This window comes from Kitasatospora sp. NPDC005856, from assembly GCF_040629945.1.
GTDB lineage: Bacteria > Actinomycetota > Actinomycetes > Streptomycetales > Streptomycetaceae > Kitasatospora.
The window spans coordinates 302,075-324,963 of the sequence record NZ_JBEXWT010000001.1; the positions used below are offsets into that span (position 1 = coordinate 302,075).

20 protein-coding genes are annotated in these 22,889 nt (G+C 73.9%); 10 read left to right on the forward strand and 10 right to left on the reverse strand.

Features of this window, described 5'->3' with window-relative positions:
- Nucleotides 1–9: 9 nt before the first annotated feature.
- From ABZ449_RS01280 to ABZ449_RS01290, 3 genes are read left to right on the forward strand one after another with little or no spacing between them, the layout of a single operon-like run.
- Entirely contained in the window at nt 10–1,584 is a 1,575-nt protein-coding gene (locus tag ABZ449_RS01280) for an NAD(P)/FAD-dependent oxidoreductase (protein ID WP_360338101.1), read from the forward strand.
- Complete coding sequence (locus tag ABZ449_RS01285) at nt 1,581–2,588, forward strand: alpha/beta hydrolase (protein ID WP_360338104.1); 1,008 nt, start codon at nt 1,581–1,583, stop codon at nt 2,586–2,588. Before ABZ449_RS01280 ends, ABZ449_RS01285 begins: the two co-directional genes overlap by 4 nt.
- A complete protein-coding gene (locus tag ABZ449_RS01290; protein WP_360338107.1) occupies nt 2,585–3,490 on the forward strand; it encodes an SDR family oxidoreductase in 906 nt (301 codons plus the stop codon). The genes ABZ449_RS01285 and ABZ449_RS01290 overlap by 4 nt, the downstream gene beginning before the upstream one ends.
- Before the next feature lie 108 nt (nt 3,491–3,598).
- Here the strand turns inward: ABZ449_RS01290 and ABZ449_RS01295 are convergent, their stop codons facing one another.
- On the reverse strand, nt 3,599–4,924 hold the full coding sequence (locus tag ABZ449_RS01295; protein ID WP_360338785.1) for a PLP-dependent aminotransferase family protein: 1,326 nt from the start codon (nt 4,922–4,924) through the stop codon (nt 3,599–3,601).
- A 152-nt stretch (nt 4,925–5,076) separates the two neighbouring features.
- Here ABZ449_RS01295 and ABZ449_RS01300 point away from each other — a divergent pair, with 152 nt between their 5' ends.
- Nucleotides 5,077–5,739, forward strand: coding sequence for a LysE family translocator (locus ABZ449_RS01300; RefSeq protein WP_360338110.1), 663 nt, complete (start codon nt 5,077–5,079; stop codon nt 5,737–5,739).
- A 65-nt stretch (nt 5,740–5,804) separates the two neighbouring features.
- Here ABZ449_RS01300 and ABZ449_RS01305 read toward each other — a convergent pair whose 3' ends face one another.
- The 4 genes from ABZ449_RS01305 to ABZ449_RS01320 form a co-directional block, all read right to left on the reverse strand.
- A complete protein-coding gene (locus ABZ449_RS01305) occupies nt 5,805–6,926 on the reverse strand; it encodes a serine hydrolase domain-containing protein (RefSeq protein ID WP_360338113.1) in 1,122 nt (373 codons plus the stop codon).
- Between the two features lie 140 nt (nt 6,927–7,066).
- A complete protein-coding gene (locus tag ABZ449_RS01310; protein WP_360338116.1) occupies nt 7,067–8,002 on the reverse strand; it encodes a hypothetical protein in 936 nt (311 codons plus the stop codon).
- On the reverse strand, nt 7,999–8,715 hold the full coding sequence (locus ABZ449_RS01315) for a hypothetical protein (RefSeq protein WP_360338119.1): 717 nt from the start codon (nt 8,713–8,715) through the stop codon (nt 7,999–8,001). The genes ABZ449_RS01310 and ABZ449_RS01315 overlap by 4 nt, the downstream gene beginning before the upstream one ends.
- Nucleotides 8,716–8,779: 64 nt before the next feature.
- Complete coding sequence (locus ABZ449_RS01320) at nt 8,780–8,905, reverse strand: hypothetical protein (protein WP_355252924.1); 126 nt, start codon at nt 8,903–8,905, stop codon at nt 8,780–8,782.
- A gap of 232 nt (nt 8,906–9,137) precedes the next feature.
- Here ABZ449_RS01320 and ABZ449_RS01325 point away from each other — a divergent pair, with 232 nt between their 5' ends.
- Nucleotides 9,138–9,911, forward strand: coding sequence for an SDR family oxidoreductase (locus ABZ449_RS01325; RefSeq protein WP_360338122.1), 774 nt, complete (start codon nt 9,138–9,140; stop codon nt 9,909–9,911).
- A 212-nt stretch (nt 9,912–10,123) separates the two neighbouring features.
- The gene (locus tag ABZ449_RS01330; protein ID WP_360338788.1) at nt 10,124–12,028 is read left to right on the forward strand and encodes an ABC transporter ATP-binding protein; all 1,905 of its coding nucleotides are present in this window, start codon (nt 10,124–10,126) and stop codon (nt 12,026–12,028) included.
- A gap of 102 nt (nt 12,029–12,130) precedes the next feature.
- Here the strand turns inward: ABZ449_RS01330 and ABZ449_RS01335 are convergent, their stop codons facing one another.
- The gene (locus ABZ449_RS01335; RefSeq protein ID WP_360338125.1) at nt 12,131–12,799 is read right to left on the reverse strand and encodes a lysophospholipid acyltransferase family protein; all 669 of its coding nucleotides are present in this window, start codon (nt 12,797–12,799) and stop codon (nt 12,131–12,133) included.
- Nucleotides 12,800–12,976: 177 nt separating this feature from the next.
- On the opposite strand from ABZ449_RS01335, the gene ABZ449_RS01340 reads away from it, so the two are divergent.
- The gene (locus ABZ449_RS01340; RefSeq protein WP_360338128.1) at nt 12,977–13,189 is read left to right on the forward strand and encodes an EF-hand domain-containing protein; all 213 of its coding nucleotides are present in this window, start codon (nt 12,977–12,979) and stop codon (nt 13,187–13,189) included.
- A gap of 161 nt (nt 13,190–13,350) precedes the next feature.
- Here ABZ449_RS01340 and ABZ449_RS01345 read toward each other — a convergent pair whose 3' ends face one another.
- The gene (locus ABZ449_RS01345) at nt 13,351–15,552 is read right to left on the reverse strand and encodes a bifunctional glycosyltransferase family 2 protein/CDP-glycerol:glycerophosphate glycerophosphotransferase (protein ID WP_360338131.1); all 2,202 of its coding nucleotides are present in this window, start codon (nt 15,550–15,552) and stop codon (nt 13,351–13,353) included.
- A 919-nt stretch (nt 15,553–16,471) separates the two neighbouring features.
- Here ABZ449_RS01345 and ABZ449_RS01350 point away from each other — a divergent pair.
- Nucleotides 16,472–16,738: a hypothetical protein gene (locus tag ABZ449_RS01350; protein WP_224282190.1), complete on the forward strand. Its 267-nt coding sequence runs from the start codon at nt 16,472–16,474 to the stop codon at nt 16,736–16,738.
- Between the two features lie 248 nt (nt 16,739–16,986).
- Nucleotides 16,987–17,448, forward strand: a complete 462-nt coding sequence (locus ABZ449_RS01355) for a YjbQ family protein (protein ID WP_360338134.1) — start codon at nt 16,987–16,989, stop codon at nt 17,446–17,448.
- Between the two features lie 47 nt (nt 17,449–17,495).
- Here the strand turns inward: ABZ449_RS01355 and ABZ449_RS01360 are convergent, their stop codons facing one another.
- Entirely contained in the window at nt 17,496–18,050 is a 555-nt protein-coding gene (locus tag ABZ449_RS01360) for a DUF1990 domain-containing protein (RefSeq protein WP_360338137.1), read from the reverse strand.
- A 266-nt stretch (nt 18,051–18,316) separates the two neighbouring features.
- On the opposite strand from ABZ449_RS01360, the gene ABZ449_RS01365 reads away from it, so the two are divergent.
- The gene (locus ABZ449_RS01365; RefSeq protein WP_360338140.1) at nt 18,317–18,535 is read left to right on the forward strand and encodes a hypothetical protein; all 219 of its coding nucleotides are present in this window, start codon (nt 18,317–18,319) and stop codon (nt 18,533–18,535) included.
- Between the two features lie 88 nt (nt 18,536–18,623).
- On the opposite strand, the gene ABZ449_RS01370 is transcribed toward ABZ449_RS01365, so the two are convergent.
- Together ABZ449_RS01370 and ABZ449_RS01375 are read right to left on the reverse strand one after the other, a co-directional pair.
- Nucleotides 18,624–21,659: an SMC family ATPase gene (locus ABZ449_RS01370; protein ID WP_360338143.1), complete on the reverse strand. Its 3,036-nt coding sequence runs from the start codon at nt 21,657–21,659 to the stop codon at nt 18,624–18,626.
- Nucleotides 21,656–22,825 carry an exonuclease SbcCD subunit D gene (locus ABZ449_RS01375; RefSeq protein WP_360338146.1) on the reverse strand — a complete coding sequence of 390 codons (1,170 nt, stop codon included), beginning with the start codon at nt 22,823–22,825 and terminating at the stop codon, nt 21,656–21,658. Before ABZ449_RS01375 ends, ABZ449_RS01370 begins: the two co-directional genes overlap by 4 nt.
- Nucleotides 22,826–22,889: the final 64 nt, after the last annotated feature.

The following is a 22,889-nucleotide window of genomic DNA, read 5'->3' on the forward strand; positions in this document are numbered from 1 at the left end:
GTTTGCCGCATGGCACCCAGCAGCAAGCGCCCCAGCTCCGGCGCGTCCGCAGCGAGCGACGCCACCGCGGTGCCGGAGCCCGTCCCGCACGTCCGGGTGGCGGTGATCGGCTCCGGCTTCGGCGGCCTCGGCGCTGCGGTCCGACTGCGCCGCGCCGGGATCACCGACTTCGTGGTGCTGGAACGGGCGGACTCCGTCGGCGGCACCTGGCGGGACAACAGCTACCCCGGCTGCGCCTGCGACGTGCCCTCGCACCTCTACTCCTTCTCCTTCGCGCCCAACCCCGACTGGCCGCGCAGCTTCTCCGGCCAGCCGGACATCCGCGCCTACCTGGAGAAGGTCGCCACCGTCTTCGGCCTCCGCCCCCACCTGCGCTTCAACACGGAGGTGCTGGAGGCTCGTTGGGAGAGCGAGCAGACCCGCTGGCGGATCACCACCTCGGCCGGCCAGTGGACCGCCGACGCCATCGTCTCCGCGGCCGGACCGCTCGCCGACCCGCAGATCCCCGACCTGCCCGGGCTGAGCGGCTTCCCCGGCAAGGTGTTCCACTCCTCCCGCTGGGACCACGACTTCGACCTGGCGGGCAAGCGCGTCGCGATGGTCGGCACCGGTGCCTCCGCCGCCCAGATCATCCCGTCGATCCAGCCCAAGGTGGGCAAGCTGACGGTCTTCCAGCGCACTCCGGCCTGGGTGCTGCCTCGCCGCGACCGAGAGATCACCCAGCTCGAGAAGTGGCTGCACGGCCGCCTGCCGGTCACCACGAAGGTCCGCCGCGGCACCCTGTTCGCCCTCCGGGAGATCCAGGTCGACGCCTTCGTGCGCCGCCCCGGGCTGCTGCGCCTGGTCCAGCGGATCGCCGAGCGCCACATCGCCCAGGGTGTCCGCGACCCGGAGCTGCGCGCCAGGCTCACCCCGGACTACCGGATCGGCTGCAAGCGCATCCTGCTCAGCAACACCTACTACCCGGCGCTCGCGGCGGCCAACACCGAGGTCGTCTCCTCCGGGCTGCGCGAACTGCGCGGCTCCACACTGGTCGCGGCCGACGGCAGCGAGCACGAGGTGGACGCCATCGTCTTCGGCACCGGCTTCCACGTCACCGACATGCCCATCGGCGCCCGGGTGTTCGGCGCCGACGGCACCAGCCTGGCCGAGGAGTGGAAGGACGGCATGGAGGCGCTGCGCGGCTCGACCGTGCGCGGCTTCCCGAACCTCTTCTTCGTCATCGGGCCCAACACCGGCCTCGGCAACAGCTCGATGATCCTGATGATCGAGTCCCAACTGAACTACATGATCGACGCGTTGACCACGCTCGGCTCGATCGGTGCCGCCGCGATGCAGCCCACCGCGCGCGCCCAGCGGCAGTGGAACCTCGAACTCCAGCACCGGATGGACCGCACCGTCTGGACCACCGGCGGCTGCCTCAGCTGGTACCTCGACCCGAGCGGCAAGAACACCGTGCTCTGGCCCGGCTCCACCACCTCCTTCCGCCGCGCCACCCGCAAGGTCGACCTCGGCGAGTACGAGCTGATCATGCGCGCCGCACCGACCGGCGCCCGCGCCGCCGCCCTGGAGGTCTCCGCGTGAACGGCATCCAGCTGCCCGAGGAGTACGAACCGCTGGTTCCGGCGGAGGAGTTGACCGTCCGCTCGGCGGACGGCATCCGGCTGCACGTCGAGGTGCACGGCCAGCCCGGCGCGCCCACCGTGGTGCTCGCGCACGGCTGGACCTGCTCGACCGCCTTCTGGGCCCCGGTGATCCGCCGACTGTCCGACCGCTACCGGGTGGTGGCGTACGACCAGCGCGGCCACGGGCACAGCGAGATCCCGCCCAGCCGGGCCCGCTACTCGACCCGGGCGCTGGCCGAGGACCTGTCCGCCGTGCTCGCACGGACCGTTCCGGCGGGCGAGCGGGCCGTACTCGCCGGGCACAGCATGGGCGGGATGACCATCATGGCCGCAGGTGGCCGTCCCGAGGTCGCCGAGCGCACCGCCGCGGCCGTCCTGATCTCCACCGGGCCGGGCGACCTCGTGGCCGAACTCACCGTGCTGCCACCATCCGTACGGTCCCGGGGTCTGCGGCGCTTCCTGCATCGGCAGCTGCTGCGCTCCCGGATGCCCCTCGGGCCGGTCTCGCCGGTCAGTCGGGCAGCGCTCAAGTACGCGACCATGGGGCCCGGTTCGCCCGCCGGGCAGGTCGAGGCGACGGCCCGGATCGTGCACGCCTGCCCGACCGCCGTCCGCGCCAACTGGGCCGCGGTGCTGGACCGGCTGAACGTCCGTGCCGGGCTCGCCCGGCTCACCGCGCCCACGGCGGTGGTGGTCGGCACCGACGACCGGCTGACCCCACCCGTGCACGCCCACCGGATGGTCGCCGAACTCCAGGACCCGCAGGGGCTGTTGCTGCTGCCCGGGGTCGGCCACATGTCGCCGCTGGAGCGCCCGGACGAGGTCGCCGCCGAGATCCACCGGATGGCCACCGCGCACCTCGCCACCGCGCCCGCCGGCGCTGCTTCCGCCGGCGCCGCTTCCGCCATCGCGCCCGCCGGCGCCGCTTCCGCTTCCGCCGATGAGAGGACCGCTGTCGCATGAACGCCATCCCGCCGTTGTCCGCGCAGGTCGTCGTCGTCACCGGGGCCGCGCGCGGCGTCGGTGCGTCGCTGGCCCGCAAGCTCGCCCGGCGCGGGGCGAAGGTGGCCCTGCTGGGGCTGGAACCGGAGGAGCTGAAGGCCGTTGCCGCGCAGTGCGGCCCGTCCGCGAGCAGCTGGGAGGTGGACGTCACCGACCTCGACGCCCTGGAGTCCACCGCCCGCCGGATCAAGGAGCACTACGGGCGGATCGACGCCGTCGTCGCCAACGCCGGGATCGCCATCGGCGGGCCGCTGACCGACAGCGACCACAAGGCGTTCAGCCGGGTCATCGAGGTCAACCTGCTCGGCAGCGTGGCCACCGCGCGGGCCTTCCTGCCGGCGCTCGCCGAGAGCCGCGGCTACCTGCTCCAGATCGCCTCGCTCGCGGCGCTGACCCCCGCGCCGCTGATGAGCGCGTACTGCGCCAGCAAGTCCGGGGTGGAGGCCTTCGCCCACTCGATCCGTGCGGAGGTGGCCTACCAAGGAGTCAAGGTCGGTGTCGGGTATCTGAGCTGGACCGACACGGACATGGTGCGCGGGGCAGACCAGGACGCCGTGCTGAAGCAGATGCGCTCCCGGCTGCCGTGGCCGGCGAACAAGACGTATCCGCTGGAGCCCGCGGTGGACCGGATCGTCGCCGGGATCGCCCGTCGGTCCGCCCACGTCTACGCGCAGGCCTGGCTGCGCGGGATGCAGCCGGTCCGCTGGCTGCTGCCGACCCTGATCGCGGTGGTCGGCTCCCGGGACGTGGCCCGGATCGCACCCCAGCTCGCCGCCACCGCGGCGAGCCGCCTGCGCGCCGTCGGCGCCGGGGGTGCGGCGGACACCGCGGTCCGGGGGAGCCGGAGCGGCACGGGCGACTGACGGCTGATGGGTGACGGGTGGCGGACGACAGGTAACGGATGACGAACGACAACTGACGGCTGACAGATTTCGAAAGCTGTCAGCTGTCAGTTGTTCGTCGTTCGCCGCTCACCCGCCTCCCTCCGCGATCTCCGACAGCGTCTGCAGCGCCCGCGCCAGCACCGGCAGCGGCGGCGACGCCAGCCCGACCCGGACGGCGGAGGGCGAGCGCCGGGGGTCGACGGCGAAGGCGGCCGCGGGCGTGACCGAGATCCCGGCACGCGCGGCCTCCGCGACGAAGGCCTCCGCCCGTCGGCCCGTCGGCAGCTCCCACCACAGGTAGTACGAGCAGGGGTCGGACCGCAGTCGTCGCCCCGTCAGCACCTCGCGCGCCAGCAGCTGCCGGGCCGTCGCGTCGGCCCGCTTCGCCGCCTCCACCGCGGACAGCGTGCCGTCCCCGATCCAGCGCACCGCCGCCTCCAGCGCGAAGCCGCTCGGCGTCCATCCGCCCGAGCGCAGCGCCCCCGCCACCCGCTCACGCAGTACCGCCGGGACGACCGCGAACCCGGTGGTCAGCCCCGGGGCGAGCCGCTTGGAGAGGCTGTCCACGAGCACGGTGCGCTCCGGCGCGAGCGCGGCCAGCGGCGCGAGTTCGGGCCGCAGGAAGGACCAGATGGCGTCCTCGACCACCGGCAGGTCGAGCCGTCGCAGCACCGCCGCGAGGGCCACCGCCCGCTCCTGTGGCAGGCTCGCGCCCAGCGGGTTCTGCAGGCGCGGCTGGACGTACACCGCGCGCAGCGGCCCGGCCCGGTGGGCGGCGGCCACGGCCTCCGGCACCAGCCCGTGCTCGTCCAGGGCCAGCGGTACCAGCACGATGCCCAGCCGCTCCGCCACCGCCTTGACCACCGGATACGTCAACTCCTCGACCCCCAGCCGCTGCCCGGGCGGCACCAGCGCGGACAGGGCACCGGCGATGGCCTGCCGCCCGTTGCCGGCGAACAGCAGGTGCTCCGCGTCGACCTCCCGGGAGCCGGCCGACAGCAGCCCCGCGAAGGCCCGCCGGGCCGCTCCCGTCCCGGCCGCGCCGACCGGCCGCAGCGCGTCGCCCAGCGCGTCCGGACGCAGCAGCGGCGCCAGCCCGCCCGTCAGCAGCTCGGCCTGCCCGGGGACGGAGGGGTAGTTGAGCTCCAGGTCCACGGGCGCGGTGGCCGGTTCCGCGAGTGCCACCCGGCCGCCGTCCGGTGCGCGACCGGCCCGGACGAAGGTCCCGCGTCCGACCTCACCGACGGTCAGCCCGCGCCGGGCCAGTTCCCGGTAGACGCGCCCGGCCGTCGAGTTGGCGATGCCCCGGCTGCGGGCGAACGCGCGCTGGGTGGGCAGTTGCTGGCCGGGGCGCAGCAGCCCGTCCGCGATCTCGGCGGCGATCCGGTCGGCGATCAGTCGGTAGTCGTCCATCGGCGGTCGGCCCTCCAGAGATCCCTCGTGGCAGCGCGCCATCGCCATCGCCATCGCCATTGCCATCGCCATCGCAAACGGTGACGACCAGCATTGCACCGAGTGCAAAGTCATCATTGCATCGACCCGATGGCCCGTCCTAGCCTCCTCGCATGGACGCGTTGACATCAGCCGTGGACGGTCGGGCCCTGCTCGGGATCGCCGCCGTGGCCCTGGGCATGGTGCTGTCGCCCGGGCCCAACATGATCTACCTGGTCTCGCGCTCGATCGCGCAGGGCCGCCGCGCCGGGCTGGTCTCGCTGGTCGGGGTCGCGGCCGGCTTCCTGGTCTACCTGGTCGCGGTGACGGCGGGTGTGGCCACGGTGTTCTCGGTGGTGCCCGCCCTCTACACCGCGATCAAGCTGGCCGGCGCCGGATACCTGCTCTGGCTGGCCTGGAAGGCGGTCAAGCCGGGCGGCACGGCGGTCTTCGCCCCGCAGGAGTTGCCGCCGGACCCGCCGCGCCGGCTGTTCGCGATGGGCTTCCTGACCTGCCTGCTCAACCCCAAGATCGCCATCATGTACATCTCGCTGCTGCCCCAGTTCGTGGCCCCGGAGCGCGGCCACGTCGCCGTGCAGAGCCTGCTGCTGGGCCTGACCCAGATCACGATCGCGATCACCGTCAACGGCCTGATCGCGGTGAGCGCGGGCAGCATCGCCGCCTTCCTCAACCGCCGCCCCGGCTGGCTTCGGATCCAGCGCTACGTGATGGGCACCGTCCTCGCCGGCCTCGCCGTGCACATCGCCGCCGACCGGGCCAAGGCCGTCGCCGTGTGAGGTCGCCGTGGTCAGGCCCGCCCGGTCAGACCTGGGCAGACCTGGGCAGACTCGGTCAGATCCGGTCAGGCCGTACGGCTGGCCTCTCGCAGCGCCTCGTACCCGGCCTGGACGAACCGGCCGTCCAGCGCCGGAGCGGTGTTGGCCACGGCCGCGACGGCCGCCGAACCCTCCGGCGAGAACCCCACGAAGGCGGTGAACCCCCGGGTGCCGCCGCTGTGGAAGTAGAGGTCCCGGCCACCCGAGCGGCGGTGCATCCACACCAGGCCGATCCGGTCGGTCGAGTGCGGAAGCCGCAGCCGCAGCCGTTGGACGTCCCGGAGGGCGGCTCCCAGCCCGCCGCCCGGCATCGCCGACAGTCCGCCGCCCGGCGCCGTCGACGGCCCGCCGTTCGGCACCGCCGGTCGCTCGCCGTCCCGCACCGCCGACAGCCCGCCGTCCAGGTGCGCCCGGAGGTAGCGCAGCAGGTCGGCCCCGTCGGCCCGGACCGCTCCGGCTCCCGGCAGCCCGGGGATGCGCCAGGGCGGGAGCGCGTGTCCGCGCCGGTACCCGATCGCCCGGCCGGGCGGGTCCGGGGCGCAGGTCGTGGACCGCAGGCCCAGGGGCCGGCAGACCCGTTCGGTGAGCAGGTCCCCGTACGGCAGCCCGCCCGTCTCGGCGAGCGCCCGTCCGAGCAGCCCGACTCCGTAGTTGGAGTACCCGTACCGGCTACCAGGTGTTCCCCGTACCGTGGTTCGGGCCAGTCCGTCCCTCAACTGCTCGTCGCCGAATGTCTCGTACGGGTTGCTGAACCAGGCCGGGACGGCCTTCGCGAGCAGTCCCGGGGGGAGTCCGGGCAGGCCCGAGGTGTGGGTGGCCAGGTGCAGCAGCCGGATGGGTTCCGTCGAACGGACCTTCGCCGCGCGCCAGCGGTGCGGCAGCCGGTGTTCGACCGGGTCGTCCAGTGAGAGTTCACCGCGCGCGGCCATCTCCGCGAGCAGCAGAGCGGTGAACGTCTTGCTGACCGAGCCGAGTTCGAAGACGGTCTCGGGCGTGCAGGGCGCGGCGCCCGGGCCCCGTCCGACCCGGCCGAAGCAGCGCACGTCGGCCTGGTCGCCGTGGGCCAGGGCGACCGTCACGGCGGTGGCGTAGGGCCGGGCCGCCCGCACCACCGCCGTGACCGCGGAGTCCAGGCTCCTCGTCTTCACGCCGTTCGCGCCGTGCCTGCCGGAGTCCGTCCCGCTCGCGTCGGGCCTGCGAGAGCCGTGCCTGCCGGAGTTCGTCCCGTACGCGTCGGGCCCGCGAGAGCCGTGCCTGCCGGAGTTCGTCCCACTGGCGTCCGCCCCGCTCAAGAGGCCACCGGCGTCCCGCCGAGCGCCCGGGAGAGCGTGACGGTGGCGGCCACCACCCCGACCACCGCCGTGTGGCAGTGCTGGCGGAAGTCCTCCTCCGGGTCGTCGTTCTCGGGTGCGGAGCCCTCGCACTTGATCATTCCGTCCGTCTGCTGCGCCGCTGCCAGCGCCTCCCAGCCGGTTCGGCCGGTGACCGGGTCCCCGATGCACGAGTCCACGATGAGCAGTTCGCCGGCCAGGTCCCACTGCTCGATCTCCAGCCAGATGTCGAGCCAGACCGGCAGCCAGTCGCGCAGGTAGTCGCGCATCGGCTCGGGCAGGCACTCGGGCCGTGCGCCCCAGTCGGTGAGGTGGAAGACGGTGTGGGTCACCTGATAGGCGATCACCCAGGCGATGGTCCAGGGTTCGGGGAGGGCGCCGAGCCAGGTGTTCCGGGCCAGCCCGGGCCAGTCCGGCTGGGGTTCGAGGCCCGAGATCCGCCGGGCGTTGGCGAGGGCGAGGTGGCGGCTGCCCTGGATCTCGACGGCGTGCACGGCCCGGAGCCGGCCGATCGAGGTGAGCAGTTCCTCCATGGCGGCGTGGCGGTATCCGGACCGGGCGAAGTGGCCGTACGTCTCCAGCGGGTCGACGAGGGTGACGTGCCGCAGCTGCCGTTCGAGCAGCAGGTCGCCCTCGCCCAGCTGGGACCAGGCGGCTTCGAGGAGTTCCCGCGCGAGGCGGGCGTCGTGCGGGCCGGTGACGCCGTCGCGCAGGACCAGGGAGGAGGCCAACGCGGCTTCGCAGAGCGGCTTGTAGACGTCCTCCGGGTCTGCCAGGTCGACGATGGTGCTCTCCTCCAGCCGGCTGTAGCCGCGCTGGTATCCGGCGTGCAACCAGGCAAGTGACCGGGAGCCGAGCTGTTGGGCGGTGGCGAGCACCTCGGTGTCGGTCATCTCGTCGCCCCGTTCGAATCGTTCAACAGGCGCTGGGCAATGGTGAGTTCGAGGACGGATCGGGCGGTTCCGTCGCCGGCCAGGCGGATCCGGTCCAGGACGGGTTCGAGCTCCAGCCGGAGCGGTCGGCCGTCGGCGTGGGCCCAGGCGAGCCACCGGGCGAGCCGGACGGCGGTGGTGGGGTCGCGCCGGAGCATGCTGCGGACGGTGCCGCGGGCGAGGCCGAGCGTGTTCGCGCGGGCGGCTTCGTGCATCGGGCCGTCAAGTGTCGGCAGCGCCAGCGAGGACAGCTGGGCCATCCGCCTCGACCACGCCTGCCAGCCGACGGACTCCGGGCCGGAGAGCGGCGCGGGCGGTGGCACGTCCGCCCCGTACGGTGTGCGGGAGAGCGGCCGACCGGCCGCCCAGTCCTGCCACCCGATCACCAGCGCGGCCTCCTCGGACGAGGCGGCGGGTGCGGGGAAGGCCACTCGTGCCTCGGCCAGCAGGGCGGCGGTGGTGCCGTCGGGCTCCGCGCCGGTGAGCAGCTGCGGTGCGAACAGGTCCGCACCGAGCACCCGTACCGCGGCCAGCAGTGGGCGGGGCACGAGGCTGTCGGGGTCCGCGAGTGCGGCCGTGCCCTCGCCGTCCCGGAGGACGGCGAGGGTCCGGTCCGCCACCCGCTCGACCGCCGCGGCGTACTCGTCACGGAGAGGGGTCTCGGCGGTTGGCATGGCGATCGGGTCCCCCTTCAGGAGGGTTGGTCACGGGCGCGAGGCCCGACGGGGAGGAGCGGCCCTACCGGGTCGGCTTCTCCTTCGGGCCCTTCGGCGAGAGGAGCAGCAGGGCGGCGAGCAGCACCGCGCCGGCGGCCTCGGGCAGGTACGTGGGCGCGTCGGACACGACGGCCTCGTCCTCCACCATCAGGCTCGCGAGTGTCTCGGCCTCAAGCGTCGCGCTGTGTGACGTCGTAGCCGTTTCGGTCCGGAACTGAGTAAGCATCAGATGTGCCTCCTCAACTGGATTTCACCGCCCGGTCGGACGATGCCCCCGTTCGAGATTACGAGCACCTCCGGGGACCTGCATCCGGAGCCCGCCGAGCTGCGTTCCCGCCCTGGATGTGGGCCCGGTCGCGGCGAGTCGGTACGGTCGGGGCATGACCACAGCCTTGATCACCGGCGCGACCGCCGGCATCGGAGCCGCCTTCGCCCGCCGGCTCGCCCGTAGTGGATACCGGCTCGTCCTGGTGGCCCGGGACACCGAGCGCCTGGAGCGCGCAGCCGCCGACCTGCACGGCAGGTACGGCATCGAGGCGGAGGTCCTGACCGCCGACCTCGCGACCGAGGAGGGCATCAGCGCCGTGGAGGCCCGGCTCGCCGACTCCACCCGCCCGGTGGACCTCCTCGTCAACAACGCCGGCTTCGGCAACAAGGGCGCCTTCGGGACGGTTCCGCTCCAGGACGAGCTGGCCATGCTGAAGGTGCACATCGAGGCGATCCTGCGGCTGACCACGGCCGCCCTGCCCGGCATGCGGGAGCGCGGCCGCGGTGCGATCGTCAACGTCGCCTCGGTGGCCGCCTTCCTGCCGCGCGGCACGTACGGCGCGAGCAAGGCCTGGGTGGTCAGCTTCACCCAGGGCGTGCTGCGCGACCTCGGCGGTACGGGCGTGCGCATGATGGCGCTGTGCCCGGGCTTCACCCGGACCGAGTTCCACCAGCGGGCGGGCATGGGCACCGGCAACATCCCCTCCTGGTCCTGGCTGAGCGCCGAGCGGGTGGTGGACGAGGCGATGCGCGACCTGGCCCGCGGCCGGTCCGTGTCCGTGCCGGGCAAGCGGTACAAGGTCGCCGTGGCCATCGCCCGGGTGCTGCCCTCCGGCAAGCTCGGCGGGCTCTCCTCGAAGGCGGCGCGCACCTACCGGACCAACTGACGGTCGGGGCGGTCGGCGGTCGGCGGTCGGGGCGTCGGGGCGGTCGGGCCCGGGTGTCGGGCTGGGCGGGCAGCCTGGCGGGGTGCGAGCCGAGGAATAGAGCAACCCTCACTATTAGCTTGTCTAACTATGAGCTACCCTCGCTATGCTGACCCCAGCCCGACCGCCCGCCCGACCGTCCCACCCAGGGAGGCCCGTCCTTGAGGCCCGCCATCGACTGGACCCCGCCCACACGCGCCGAAGGCGAACCCCGCCCGCCGGCCGAATGGCGCCGCATCCTCGCGCTCTTCCGCCCGTACCGGGGCCGCCTGGCCGCCGTCGGGCTGCTGGTCGCCGCCTCCGCCGTGGTCTCGGTCGTCTCCCCGTTCCTGCTCAGGGCCGTCCTGGACACCGCCATCCCGCAGGGCCGCACCGGGCTGCTCAGCCTGCTCGCGCTCGGGATGATCCTGACCGCCGTGGTGAACAGCGTGTTCAACGTCTTCCAGACGCTGATCTCCACCACCGTCGGCCAGCGGGTGATGCACGACCTGCGCACCGCCGTCTACGGCCACCTCCAGCGGCAGTCGCTGGCCTTCTTCACCCGCACCCGCACCGGCGAGGTGCAGTCCCGGATCGCCAACGACATCGGCGGCATGCAGTCCACGGTGACCTCCACCGCGACCAGCCTGGTCTCCAACCTGACCGCGGTGGTCGCCTCCGTCGTCGCCATGGTCGCCCTGGACTGGCGGCTGACCGTCGTCTCGCTGCTGCTGCTCCCGGTGTTCGTCTGGATCAGCCGCCGGGTCGGCCGGGAGCGCAAGAAGATCACCACCGAGCGGCAGAAGCAGCTGGCCGCGATGAGCTCGGCGGTCCAGGAGTCGCTCTCGGTCAGCGGCATCCTGCTCGGCCGCACGATGGGACGCTCCGGTTCGCTGGCCCGGGAGTTCACCGGGCAGTCCGACCAGCTCGCCGACCTGGAGGTGCGGGCCAGCATGGCCGGGCGCTGGCGGATGAACACCATCCAGATCGTGATGGCCGCGATGCCCGCGCTGATCTACTGGGCGGCCGGGCTGACCTCCGCCGCCGGAGCGCCGATCGTCTCGGTCGGCACCCTGGTCGCCTTCGTCACCCTCCAGCAGGGCCTCTTCCGCCCGACCGTCAGCCTGCTCTCCACCGGCGTGGACGTGCAGACCTCCCACGCGCTCTTCCAGCGCATCTTCGAATACCTCGACCTGCCGGTGGAGATCGACGAGCCGGCCCAGCCGGTCACCCTGACGGGCATCCGCGGCGAGGTCCGCTTCAAGGACGTCGACTTCCGTTACGACCCCGGGCAGGAGCGCCCGACCCTGGCGGGCGTCGACCTCACCGTCCCGGCCGGGAGCTCACTGGCCGTGGTCGGCGAGACCGGCTCGGGCAAGACCACCCTGAGCTACCTCGTGCCGCGGCTGTACGACGTCACCGGCGGGCAGGTCACCCTGGACGGCGTGGACGTGCGCGAGCTGTCCTTCGACACCCTGGCCCGAGCGGTCGGCGTGGTCTCCCAGGAGACCTACCTCTTCCACGCCTCGGTCGCCGAGAACCTGCGCTTCGCCAAGCCCGGCGCCGACGACGCCGAACTGGTCGAGGCCGCCAGGGCCGCGCAGATCCACGACACCATCGCCGCCCTCCCGGACGGCTACGACACCCTGGTCGGCGAGCGCGGCTACCGCTTCTCCGGCGGGGAGAAGCAGCGCCTCGCGCTCGCCCGGACGATCCTGCGCAACCCGCCGGTGCTCATCCTCGACGAGGCCACCAGCGCGCTCGACAACCGCACCGAGCGCGCCGTCCAGCAGGCCGTGGACACCCTGGCCGCCGGCCGCACCACGATCACCATCGCGCACCGGCTCTCCACCGTGCGCGCCGCCGACCAGATCGCCGTCCTGGACCACGGCGAGGTGGTCGAGCTCGGCACCCACGAGGAGCTGGTGGCGCTGGACGGCCGCTACGCGGCGCTGCTGCGCCGTGAGGTGCCGAACGTGCCGCACGCGCCCGAGCAGCCGGACGCGCCGGAGGTGCCAGGCGTGCCCGAGTCGTCGGACGTGCCGGAGTCGGCGGAGGCCGTCGGTCGGTCGGAGCCGGCCCGGCTCGGGAAGGGATGACGGACCCCGGACCGGCGTCCGGCCCGGGCCCGTGTTCGGGCCCAGGACCCGTGACTCGGTCCGGACCCGCGCTCGGGTGCCCGTGGGTGGACGGTCCGGCGGTCAGGCCGCCTTCGGGACCTCGTTGTAGCTCTCCGCGACCTCCTGGCCGGAGAGCCGCTGGATGGCCGCCATCACCTCGTCGGTCACCTGCCGACGGGCCTTCAGCGAACGGGCCTGCCCGTGCAGCTCGTCGAAGTGCAGCGGCTCGCCGAAGCGGACCGTCACCTTCTTCAGCCGCGGAATCCGCTTGCCGACCGGCAGGATCTGCTCCGGGCCCTCCAGCGCCACCGGCACGACCGGCACGCCCGCGGTCAGCGCGAGCCAGGCGACGCCCGTCTTGCCCCGGTAGAGCCGGCCGTCCAGCGAACGAGTGCCCTCGGGGTAGATGCCGAAGGCCTTGCCGTCCTCCAGGATCGCCAGCGCGGACTCCAGCGAGGCCTGAGCGGAACGGTAGGTGCCGCGCTCGACCGGCACGGCGCCGATGGCCTCGAAGAAGCCCTTGGAGAGCCGGCCCTTGAGCCCGGTGCCGGTGAAGTACTCGGCCTTGGCGAGGAAGTGGACCCGGCGCGGGGCGGTCAGCGGGATGACCACGCTGTCGATGAAGGACAGGTGGTTGCTGGCGAGGATCACCCCGCCCTTGCGCGGCACGTTCTCGATTCCCTCGATGACCGGCCGCCAGATTCCCCGCGAGACCGGTTTCAGCACCAGCTTGGTGACGAGGTCGAGCACGATTCCCTCCCTGGACGAACGAACGCCCGGGAGGAGCCCGGGCCTGCAATTCAGATCCGCAGACTACGACACCCACCCCCGCGCACGTCCACTCCCGGCGACCGTGGTGCGCGCCACGGCCGGGTAGTGTACGGCCGTCCGAACCCAGCAACACCCCGCAGTACCCAGGAGGGCACGATGGAGAGCACCGAGGCGATCAAGGCCATGTTCGACCGTTACGACGAGGACGGCGACGGCAAGATCACCGCGGCCGAGTACGCCCTCGCGGCCAACGAGATGGGCGACCACGACGTCACCATCTCGATGGCCGAGGCGCTGATAAACAGCATGGACACCAACCACGACGGTGTCCTGACCTTCGAGGAGTTCCTGGCCGCCCGCCGGCGCTGAGCTCGCGCCGACGGGGCCGGTCGCCGTACCGGCGGCACCGGCCCCGTCCGGAGCTCCCGCGGCTGCTGCGCGCCACTTCTCCGCCGGGGCCGCTCCCTCGGGCCGGGGCCACTGCCTCGGGCCGGGGCCGCTTCTCGACCGGTGCTGCTCCTCGACGGAGGTTACTTCTCCACCGGGAAGACCCGGCGCACCACCCGCTCCGAGGCCCCGCCGTCGTCCCAGACGCAGAACTTCTCCCGGAACCGCGTCCGCGCCGCCGGCTCCGGGTCGCCCGCCAGCAGCGCCCCCGCCAGCCCGTCCTCGTCCACCGTGACCGCGCCCGGTGGCTCCGCGAACAGGTCGAAGTAGACGCCGCGTTCGCGCTGGTACTCCTCCCAGTCCGGGGCGAAGATCACCACCGGCCGGTCCAGCACCGCGTAGTCGAACATCATCGACGAGTAGTCCGTCACCAGCACGTCCGCCGCCAGGTAGAGGTCCTCGACGGTCGGGTGCGTCGAGACGTCCACGATCCGCGCCGACTCCGCGCCCGCCCCGGTCAGATCGCCCGGGCCGTCGGTGTGGAAGTAGTGGGTGCGCACCAGCAGCGTGAAGTCCGGGCCCAGTCGCCGGGCCAGCGCCGCCACGTCCAGCAGCGGCACGTAGCCGCCCTTGCTGCCGCGGTGGGTCGGTGCGTACAGCACCGCCCGGGTGTCCGGCCGCAGCCCGAGCCGCTCGCGCATCGCCCGGACCTCGTCCGAAGTGGCGTTCGCCAGCCGGTCGTTGCGCGGGTATCCGGTGTCCAGCATCTCGTACCGGCCGGGGAAGGCGCGGGCGAAGTGCCCGCTGGTGTGCGGGTTGGGGGAGACCAGGAAGTCCCAGCGGTCGACGGCCTCCTGGAGCAGCTCGAAGTCCATCCCCTCGGCCGCCGCCGGGTGGTCGCGCAGGTCCATGCCCATCGCCTTGAGGGGGGTGCCGTGCTGGGTCTGGACGTGCACCGTGCCCGGCCGCTTCGTCATGGTGCGAGGGAAGTTGACGTTGTTGACGAAGTACTTGGCGGTCGCCATCGCCTTGAGGTAGGCGGGGGTGTTGACGATCACGTGCGGAACCCCGGGCGGCAGCGTGGTGGCCTGGGCGCGGTTCTCCACCACCCACACGCCCCGGATCCGCGGGGCGAGTTCCTTCGCCTTCTCGTAGATCGCCGCCGGGCTGCAGGCGTAACCCCGGTGCCAGTACGCGGCGTAGACGGCCAGGTTCTCGTCCAACGGCAGCCGGCGGAACGCGTTGTACGCGGTGAACCGGGCACCGCTGCGCATCCCCTTCTTCACCGCGGGCGCCACCGCCCTTGCCCCGCGCTTGAGTTCGCGCGGTAGCCGCCCGGTGCGGCGCAGCTCCGCGTACGCGATCCGGGCGCCGCGGGCCGCCAGCCGGTACTGCACGCCGCGCACTCCGCCGGGGAAGCGGTAGCCAGCCGGGCGGTGGCGGTCGAAGTGCCGGGCGATCCGCTGGAAGAAGTCCTTGCGCAGGTCGGCGGGGACCAGGCCGGGGGTGTCGTAGACGTTCAGCGCCTGGCGGACGGTCCGGTCGAAGACCAGGGTGCGCAGCGAGTCCGGGACGGGCCGGCCGGGGCGGTCCGGGCGGTCCAGGAAGGCGAAGATCGCGTCGTACTGGGCGAACACGTCGGCGTGCTTGGGGGAGGCGGTGGCGGTGATCGCGCCGTCCCGGCCGCGCCGGTAGAAGTAGCAGGGGCGGTCGAGGTAGCGCAGCCGCCCGGCGGCCAGCAGCGCCGGGTAGGTGACCGAGATGTCCTCGTAGTAGCCGCGACCGAAGGAGACGCCGAGGCCGTCCAGGAACGCGCGGCGGAACAGCTTGTTCCACACCGACATCACGGTCTGGAACAGCGCCGGGTGCTCGGCCAGGGTGCAGCCCTCGACCAGAGGGGAGCCGACGAGCACGTGGCGCCACGGGTTGGGTTCCGTCCCGCCGTCCGGGTAGACGTGGGTGAAATCGGTGATCAGCACGTCGGCGGGGATCTCCCGGCGACGCTCCTGGGCCAGCTCGTCCAGCAGCGCGCCGACCGTCCCCTCGGGCACCCAGTCGTCGCTGTCCACGAACCAGACGTACTCGCCGCGGGCCTGCGGCAGGGCGGCGGTGCGGGCGCCGCCGAGGCCCTGGTTCTCGGTGAGGTGCAGCACCCGCAGCCGGCTGTCGCGGGCCGCGTAGGCGTCCAGGATCGCGCCGGAGCCGTCGGGGGAGAGGTCGTCGACCGCGATCACCTCGAAGCGGGTCTCCGCGGCGGGGGTGTCGCCGAGGATCGAGTCGAGGCAGTGCGGGAGGTACCGCTCCACGCCGTGGACCGGGAGCACGATGCTGAGGAGGAGGGACACGCTGGCCGAGTGTACCGATCCACCGGGTGCGACCAGCGCGGACGTCCGGTGCGGGGCTTCCGGGGCGGTGGCGGTGGTGCCGCGAGGCGCAGCGGGGCGCAGCGGTCTGGTGGCGGCCGGCGGTGCGGGGTGCACGACAGGGGGTCGCGGTGGGGTCTTGGTGGGGCAGCCGTGAGGCCTTGGTGAGGCCGCGGTGCACCCGGAACCGCCGGTGCCGGGCCCCTCACGGGGCGGCACCGGCAGTCAGGTGGCGGTCCGGCCGACCCTCGACGGCCGACCGCCGGTCCGGGCACCCGTGCGAGCCTGGCCGCCGCAGCGTCGAGGCGGCCGGGCAGTGGCTCGCGGGAACCGGAGTTCTTCATCAATCGAACACGCGCTTGAGTGCGGTGCGAGCACTGGCGCGTGCATCAGAATATTGCTTGGAGGTTTGGCGGGAGTCAATCCCTCGTATGTGTTCACTTCCTGAAGTCGATCCGTCACGGCGCCGAACGGCCAGCCGTTCGGTCGAGTGGTGTGCGGCGGAAGCCCCGATGATCGCTTTGTCGATGTGGCGGCTGTCCCCTTCTATGGAGACGCGAGCGGGGTGGGGGTGGAGGCGGGGGTGCGGGTCTGAGGTTCGGGGCGGGGGTCTGAGGTTCGGGGCGCGGTTCGGGGCGCGGTTCGGCCGGGGTGTCGCCGTGCGCCGGGCGCGTGTCCCGCGAGCGGTCGCCGCATCCGCGTCTGCCGGACCCGGTGACGGACGGCTGGTCGTGCACCATCATTGATGCCTAGTCGTGACCGGCCGGGTGGCCCCTGGTGCTTCGTCAGTTGACGCCGCACGATACGGTGGCACAACACCAAGGACGGTTGCGCGAAGGCCGTCCGTCACGGATAGTCTTCGCCTCACGGCCCTGGCGCCTCGTAGGGGTGGGAAAAACTGATGGAACACATGCAAGTGCGGACTCGGCCCCGCGTGCCGGCGATCCAGTGCGGTGTCGGCACGACCGGCCGCCGGATCGAGCGACACCTGGCCGTGCTCGGCGCGCCCGCACTCCCGGCGGTGGACACCGCCGAAGCGCTCGGATTGATAAGGGAGCTCACGCCGCGTGGCGCCGAGGCCCCGACGATCCGTCGTCGCCACACCAGGATCTCGCTGCTGACGCCGCTGCGTCGGCTGCGGCGGAGCCTCTTCGGCGGGCGCGGCTAGCTCGACCGGCGCGGTACGGGTCCCTCCCCGCCGCCCGGTCGAGGACCGACCCGGTGGGCCGTTCGGTCCGCCGGGTCTTCGGTGTGTCCGGACGCGGCCGGCCAGGGCCCGGCGGGCGCCTCGGTCAGGGCTCTCGCCGTCCGGCGTGCTGTGGTCTGAACCTTTCACCCTACGCGAGTTTGCCTCCCCGGCACGGCGAGTCGGCGAGGGAGTACGCCCGGCCCGCTGACCTGGGACAGGATGGCGCCATGGCGGACAACAACCACTCCACCCGGACCGGCTCCTTCCCGGCCACCACCTTCCAGAGCAGCACCATCGAGATCACCACCGGCAATCGCGAGGTCGCGCTCGACATCACCGACCGCTGCGCGGCGTTCCTCGACGAACGGGCCACCGGACGTGACGGCCTGCTCAACATCTTCGTCCCGCACGCCACCGCGGGGATCGCGGTGCTGGAGACCGGTTCCGGCAGCGACGACGACTTCCTCGCCACCCTGCGCGAGCTGCTCCCGGCCGACGACCGCTGGCGCCACCGGCACGGCAGCCCCGGTCACGGCCGGGACCACGTGGTGCCCGGGCTGGTCGCCCCGCACGCCACACTGCCCGTACTCGGCGGTCAACTGGCGCTCGGCGTCTGGCAGTCGGTGGTGCTGATCGACACCAACGGGGACAACCCGCGCCGGACCGTCCGGCTGTCCTTCCTCGGCTGACGTCCGGGCGGCGTGTCGTGCGCGGGGCCCTGGCGGGCTGCGCGAACTCAGCGGACGTGCGCGGCCACCGCGGCGAGGTAGCGCTCGATCGCCAGGTGCTGGCAGAGCAGGGCCACCGGGCGGCCGAGCCTGGCGTACCAGGCGGACAGCCGGGAGAACGCGGTGACCTCGAACCACACCTCGCCGTCCGCGTCCATCGACACCAGGAACGCCTCCTCGCCGCATTCCGGGTGCCCGGGGAGGGTTCCGTAGCCGAACCCGATCCGGTCCGGCTCGTCCACCGTCCACACCACCCGGCACGGGATCACGAGTCGCGGTCGCCTGGTCCCCGGCAGGTTCAGCCGCAGCAGTACCGTCCCGCCCTCCCGGGCCGGGCCGGCGGGGTGCACCGCGAAGCCGGTGCCCAGCTGGCTGCCCCAGTCGAGCACGTACCGGCCGGCCCGCTCCAGAACCGCCGGCCCGTGCCCCAGGTGGACGCGTCGCCGCAGGTGGGCGTAGCCGTCCGGCAGTCGGCCGCCCCCGCCCCGGGTCGCGCCCACCTCGGGGTACGACGGGGCGGTGGCGCGGGCGGCGAGGAGGCGTCGGTGCAGGTCGGTGGGCATGCCGGTCACGGTAGCCGTTGGGTGCGAGGGGGCCGGCGGCGGGGCGGACGGGTTTCAGCGGACAGCTTTCAGAGAACAGCTTTCAGCGAACAGAATTCAGATGACGGATTTCAGCGAACGTTTTCTGAAATCTGTTCGCTGTTCGCTGTTCGCTGTTCGCTGTTCGCTGTTCGCTGTTCGGCGTTCGGTGTCACTCGTCCGCCAAGGCCGGGCAGGCCCGGGTCGGGCTTGTTGCAGCTGGGCGGGGAGCGGAGTAGGAAGGCGGCATGAACGACACCCGTACGAACCAGGAAGCGGCCGTCTGCGAGCTCGTGCCCGAGATCGGAGCGGAATCGGCACTGCGGCACGACCCGGCGGCGACCGGCCCGCGCGCCGACTGCGTGCTGTGCGGCGAGCCGACCGAACTGCCCGCCGACCAGCCCGGCAGCACCCTCTGCCCGGTGTGCGCCTGGCAGCAGGCCCAGCGGATCGCCTGCTCGGGCTGATCCCGGCCCCTGGCTCGAGGGGCGGGCCTCGCGCCGGCCGGGCCTCGCGCCGGCCCGGCTCGGCTCGGCCCGGTTCGGCTGGACCGGCCTACGCGTCCTCCCGCCCGGCCAGCGCCAGGGTCGAGCCGTGCCGCCCCTTGCGGACCAGCAGCTGAGCGGGGATGCGGCTGCGCAGGTCGGCGACGTGGCTGACGATGCCGACCGCGCGGTCCCGCTCGCGCAGGCCGTCCAGGACGTCCATGACCTCCTCCAGGGCCTGCTCGTCGAGGGTGCCGAAACCCTCGTCGATGAAGAGGGTGTCCAGCGGCATGCCGCCGGCCTCGTCGGTGACCACGTCGGCCAGGCCCAGGGCGAGGGAGAGCGAGGCGAAGAAGCTCTCGCCGCCGGAGAGCGTCGCGGTGTCCCGCTCGGTGCCCGTCCAGGCGTCGACCACCCGCAGGGCCAGGCCCGAGCGCTTGGTGCCGCTGCCCCGGTCGTCGCTGTGCACCAGGGTGTAGCGCCCGCCGGACATCCGGACCAGCCGGTCGCTGGCCGCCGCCGCGACCTGCTCCAGCCGGGCTGCCAGGACGTACGACTCCAGGCGCATCCGCAGCCGGTTGTCGGCGGAGGTGCCGGCCGTCAGCGCGGAGAGCCGGGTGATCCGCCCGTACCGGTCCAGCGCGGGGGCCAGTTCGGCGGCGAGCGCGGTCAGCTGCCGCCCGATCGCGGCCAGCGCCCCGCAGCGCTCAAGGGCTGCCGCATGGGCGGCGTGCGACCGGCCGAGCCGGTCGGTGGCGGCGTCGAGCTCGGCCGCGACGGCGGGCAGGTCCACCGGTGGACGGTCCGCGGCCTCGGCCAGCTCCGGCAGCGCAAGCTCCCGGCGGACGGCGGCGGTCTCCACGCGGTGCCGCTCCAGCCGGGCCTCCAGCCGCTCGCGCTCCTCGCGCGGCAGCAGCACGGTCAGGGCCGCCGCCGCGTCCGGGAAGCCCGCCGCGGCGGCGGCCTTGCCCAGCACGTCCTCGGCCTCGTCGAGCCGGGCCGCCGCCTCCGTGCGGGCCCGGGCGGCGGTCGCCGCGGCGGCCACCGCCTCGGTGAGCCGGGTGAGCGCGGCCGCCCGGTCGGCCACCGAGGCCGCCTCGCCCCGGGCGGCCGCCACCCGGGCGGTCAGCGTCCGCTGCTCGGTGCCGAGTGCCAGCAGCCGGTCGGAGAGGACGGCGGCGCGCTCCTTGGCCTCGTGGAGTTCCTCGACCCGGCGGGTGCGGTCCTGCGACAGCCGGGCGATCTCCTGCTCGACCCGGCCGAGAGCCTCCGCCGCGTGCCGCGCCTCGCGGTGCTCGCGCTCCAGCCCGGCGAGCGCCTGCGCGAGCGCCGCCGTCGCTTCCGGCCCGGCCGCGCCGGCGGCGGTGGCCTCGCGCACCCGCAGCGCGGTGAGCGCCTGGTCGGCCTCCGTCCAGAGCCGCTCGGCGTCGGCGTGCGCCCGGCGGGCCCGTTCCTCGTCCTCGGCGCCGACCCGGCCGCCGGGCGCGGCCTCGGCGGGCGCCGGGTGCTCAGGCGAGCCGCAGACCCGGCAGGCCTCGCCCGCGCGCAGCTGCTCGGCCAGCTCGGCGGCCATGCCGCTCAGCCGGCGGTCCCGCAGATCCAGGCTGTACTCCCGGGCGTCCAGCGCGGCGGTGCGCAGAGCGACGGCCCGGGGCCCGGCCGCCTCGATCTCGGCGCGCAGGCCGTCACGCTCCCGTGCCGCGCCGAGGCGTACGGTCAACTCGGTGCGCTGACCGTCCAGTTGCTCGACCCGGGTGGTCGCCGACCGGGCCTCGGTGTGCTGCTGCTCCAGTCGGCCCAGCTCGCCCTCGAACTCGGCGAGCCAGTCCTCGGCCTCCTCGGCCAGCTCCTCGGCGGCGCGCCGGTCCCGGGTCAGGGAGCGCTGCTCGTGGGCGAGTTCGGCGCAGCGCAGCTCCTCCGCCCGGGCCGCCTCCAGCCGGACCACCCCGGCCCGCAGCCGCAGTTCGGCCTCGGCCAGCCCGGTGGTGTCGGCCCCGGCGAGATCCCGGCCCTCGCCGCCGGATCCGGCCAGCACCTCGCGGTGCCGGCGTTCCACCTGCCGTGCGCGCCCGAGCGCCTCGGCCGCACTCTCCCGCAGTCGCAGGGCCGACTCCACCCCGACGGCCTCCTGCGCGGCGGCGAGCCGCTGCCGGTCCGCGGCTGCGGCGGGTTCGAAGCCGGCCAGCCGCTCGGCCCGGTCCAGCGCCTCCCGGTGCCGGCGCTGGCGCCCGGCCAGCTCCTCGGCGGCCTCCCGGCGCTCCTGCGCGGCGTGCTGGGCGGCCCCGGCACCCGCGAGGGCGGCCTCGGCGACGGCGAGCTGCTCGGCGGCGCCACTGCGCAGGACCGCCGCCCAGCCGAGCACCCCGGCGGCCAGACCCTCGTCGTCCTCGGCCGGCACCCAGCCCGCGGCGGGTTCGGCGCCCGGACCGGCCGCCTGCTCGGCCTTGCTGGCGAGGTCCCGCAGCCGGCGCCGGCCGGCCTGGACGGCGGCCTCCTGGCCGCGGCGCTGCTCGGCCAGCCAGGCCTCCACGTGCTGGAACCGCTCGGTGTCGAACAGCCGCCGCAGCAGCTTGCCGCGTTCCTCCGAATCGGCCTTGAGGAAGCGGGCGAAGTCGCCCTGCGGCAGCAGGACCACCTGGCAGAACTGCTCCCGGTTCATGCCGATCAGCCGGTGGATCTCCTCCCCGGCCTCCTGGTGAGACTTGCTGATCCCCCGCCAGCCGGGCGTGCCGTCGCCCGTGTCGAGGGCCCACTCGCGCAGCAGGGTCTGCGCCCGCTCGACGGTGGTGCCGGTGCCGACCTTCTTCGGCCGGCGCTGCTCCGGCAGCCGGGTGATCCGGAGCCGGCGCCCGCCGAGGGTCAGCTCCAGCTCCACCGAGGTCAGCCGCTTCGGGTCGGCGTGGTCGCTGCGCAGCCGGTTGGCCCGGCGCGCGCCCGGTGTCTCGCCGTACAGGGCGAAGCAGACCGCGTCCAGCACGCTGGTCTTGCCCGCGCCCGTCGCGCCGCGCAGCAGGAACAGCCCGCCGGCGGCGAGCGCGTCGAAGTCCACCGTCTCGCTGCCCGCGAACGGGCCGAAGGCGGTGACGGTGAGCCGGTGCAGCCTCATCGGGGCAGGTCCGCCTTCCGGTCGGTGGTCTCCCGCACGCGCTCGAAGCCCTCCCGCAGCCAGCCGAGCTCGTCCGGTTCCGGCTCGGCACCGGGGCGGACGTGCCGCAGGAAGCCCTCCGCGATCTCCAGGTCCCCGCGGCCGCTGACCCGCGCCGCGTACGACCGCGAGGGCTCGGTGTCGCTCCGCTCCGGGTCGAACAGCAGCTGGAGGGTGTGCGGGAAGCGGCGGCGCAGCCGCTCCATCGGCTCGCTCGGCCGCGCCGCGTCGGTGAGCGTGGCCTGCACCCAGGACTGCTCGTGCTCGGCGTACCCCTCGTCGGTGAGCAGCGCGTCCAGGGTGTCGCGCAGCGTCGCCAGTCGGCGCGGCTCGGGGCAGGGGACGCGTTCGGCCGTCACCGAGCCGTCGGCGGCCAGGTCGACCAGCCACATGGTCTTGCGCTGGTTCACCTCGGAGAAGGAGTAGGCGAGCGGGGAGCCGCTGTAGCGCAGGTGCGGGGCGAGCGTCTGGCAGCCGTGCAGGTGGCCGAGCGCGGCGTAGTGCACGCCGTCGAAGACCGACGCGGGTACGGAGGCGACGCCGCCGACCGCGATGTCCCGCTCGCTGTCGCTCGGCGCGCCGCCGGTGACGAAGGCGTGCGCCAGGACCACCGCCCGGGTGCCGGCCGGGCGTGCCGCGAGGTCCGCCCGGACCTGGTCCATCGCCGCTCCGAGCACCGCCGCGTGCCCGCCCTTCGCCAGCCCGAACCGCTCGCGCACCAGGGTCGGCTCCAGGTACGGCAGCCCGTACACCGCCACCGGGCCGTGCTCGTCCGCCAGCAGGACCGGCTCGGCGCACTCGCCCGGGTCGGTCCGCAGGTGGATGCCGGCCCGGCCGATCAGCCCCGCCCCGACGCCGAGGCGGCGGGCCGAGTCGTGGTTGCCGCTGATGAAGACCGTCGGCACCCCGAGGTCTGCCAGCCGGTGCAGCACGTCGTCGAACATCGCGACCGCTTCCAGCCCGGGCAGCGCCCGGTCGTACACGTCCCCCGCGACCAGCACGGCGTCCACGCCCTCGGACCGGACCACTTCCACCAGGTGGTCCAGGAAGGCGCGCTGGGCGTCGTGCAGGCTCTCCCGGTGGAACGAGCGCCCGAGATGCCAGTCGGAGGTATGCAGCAGTCGCATGGTCCCCGACCCTAACCCGCAGCACTGACAATCCCGCCCGCCCCGGTGGAACCAGCGGGCCCGG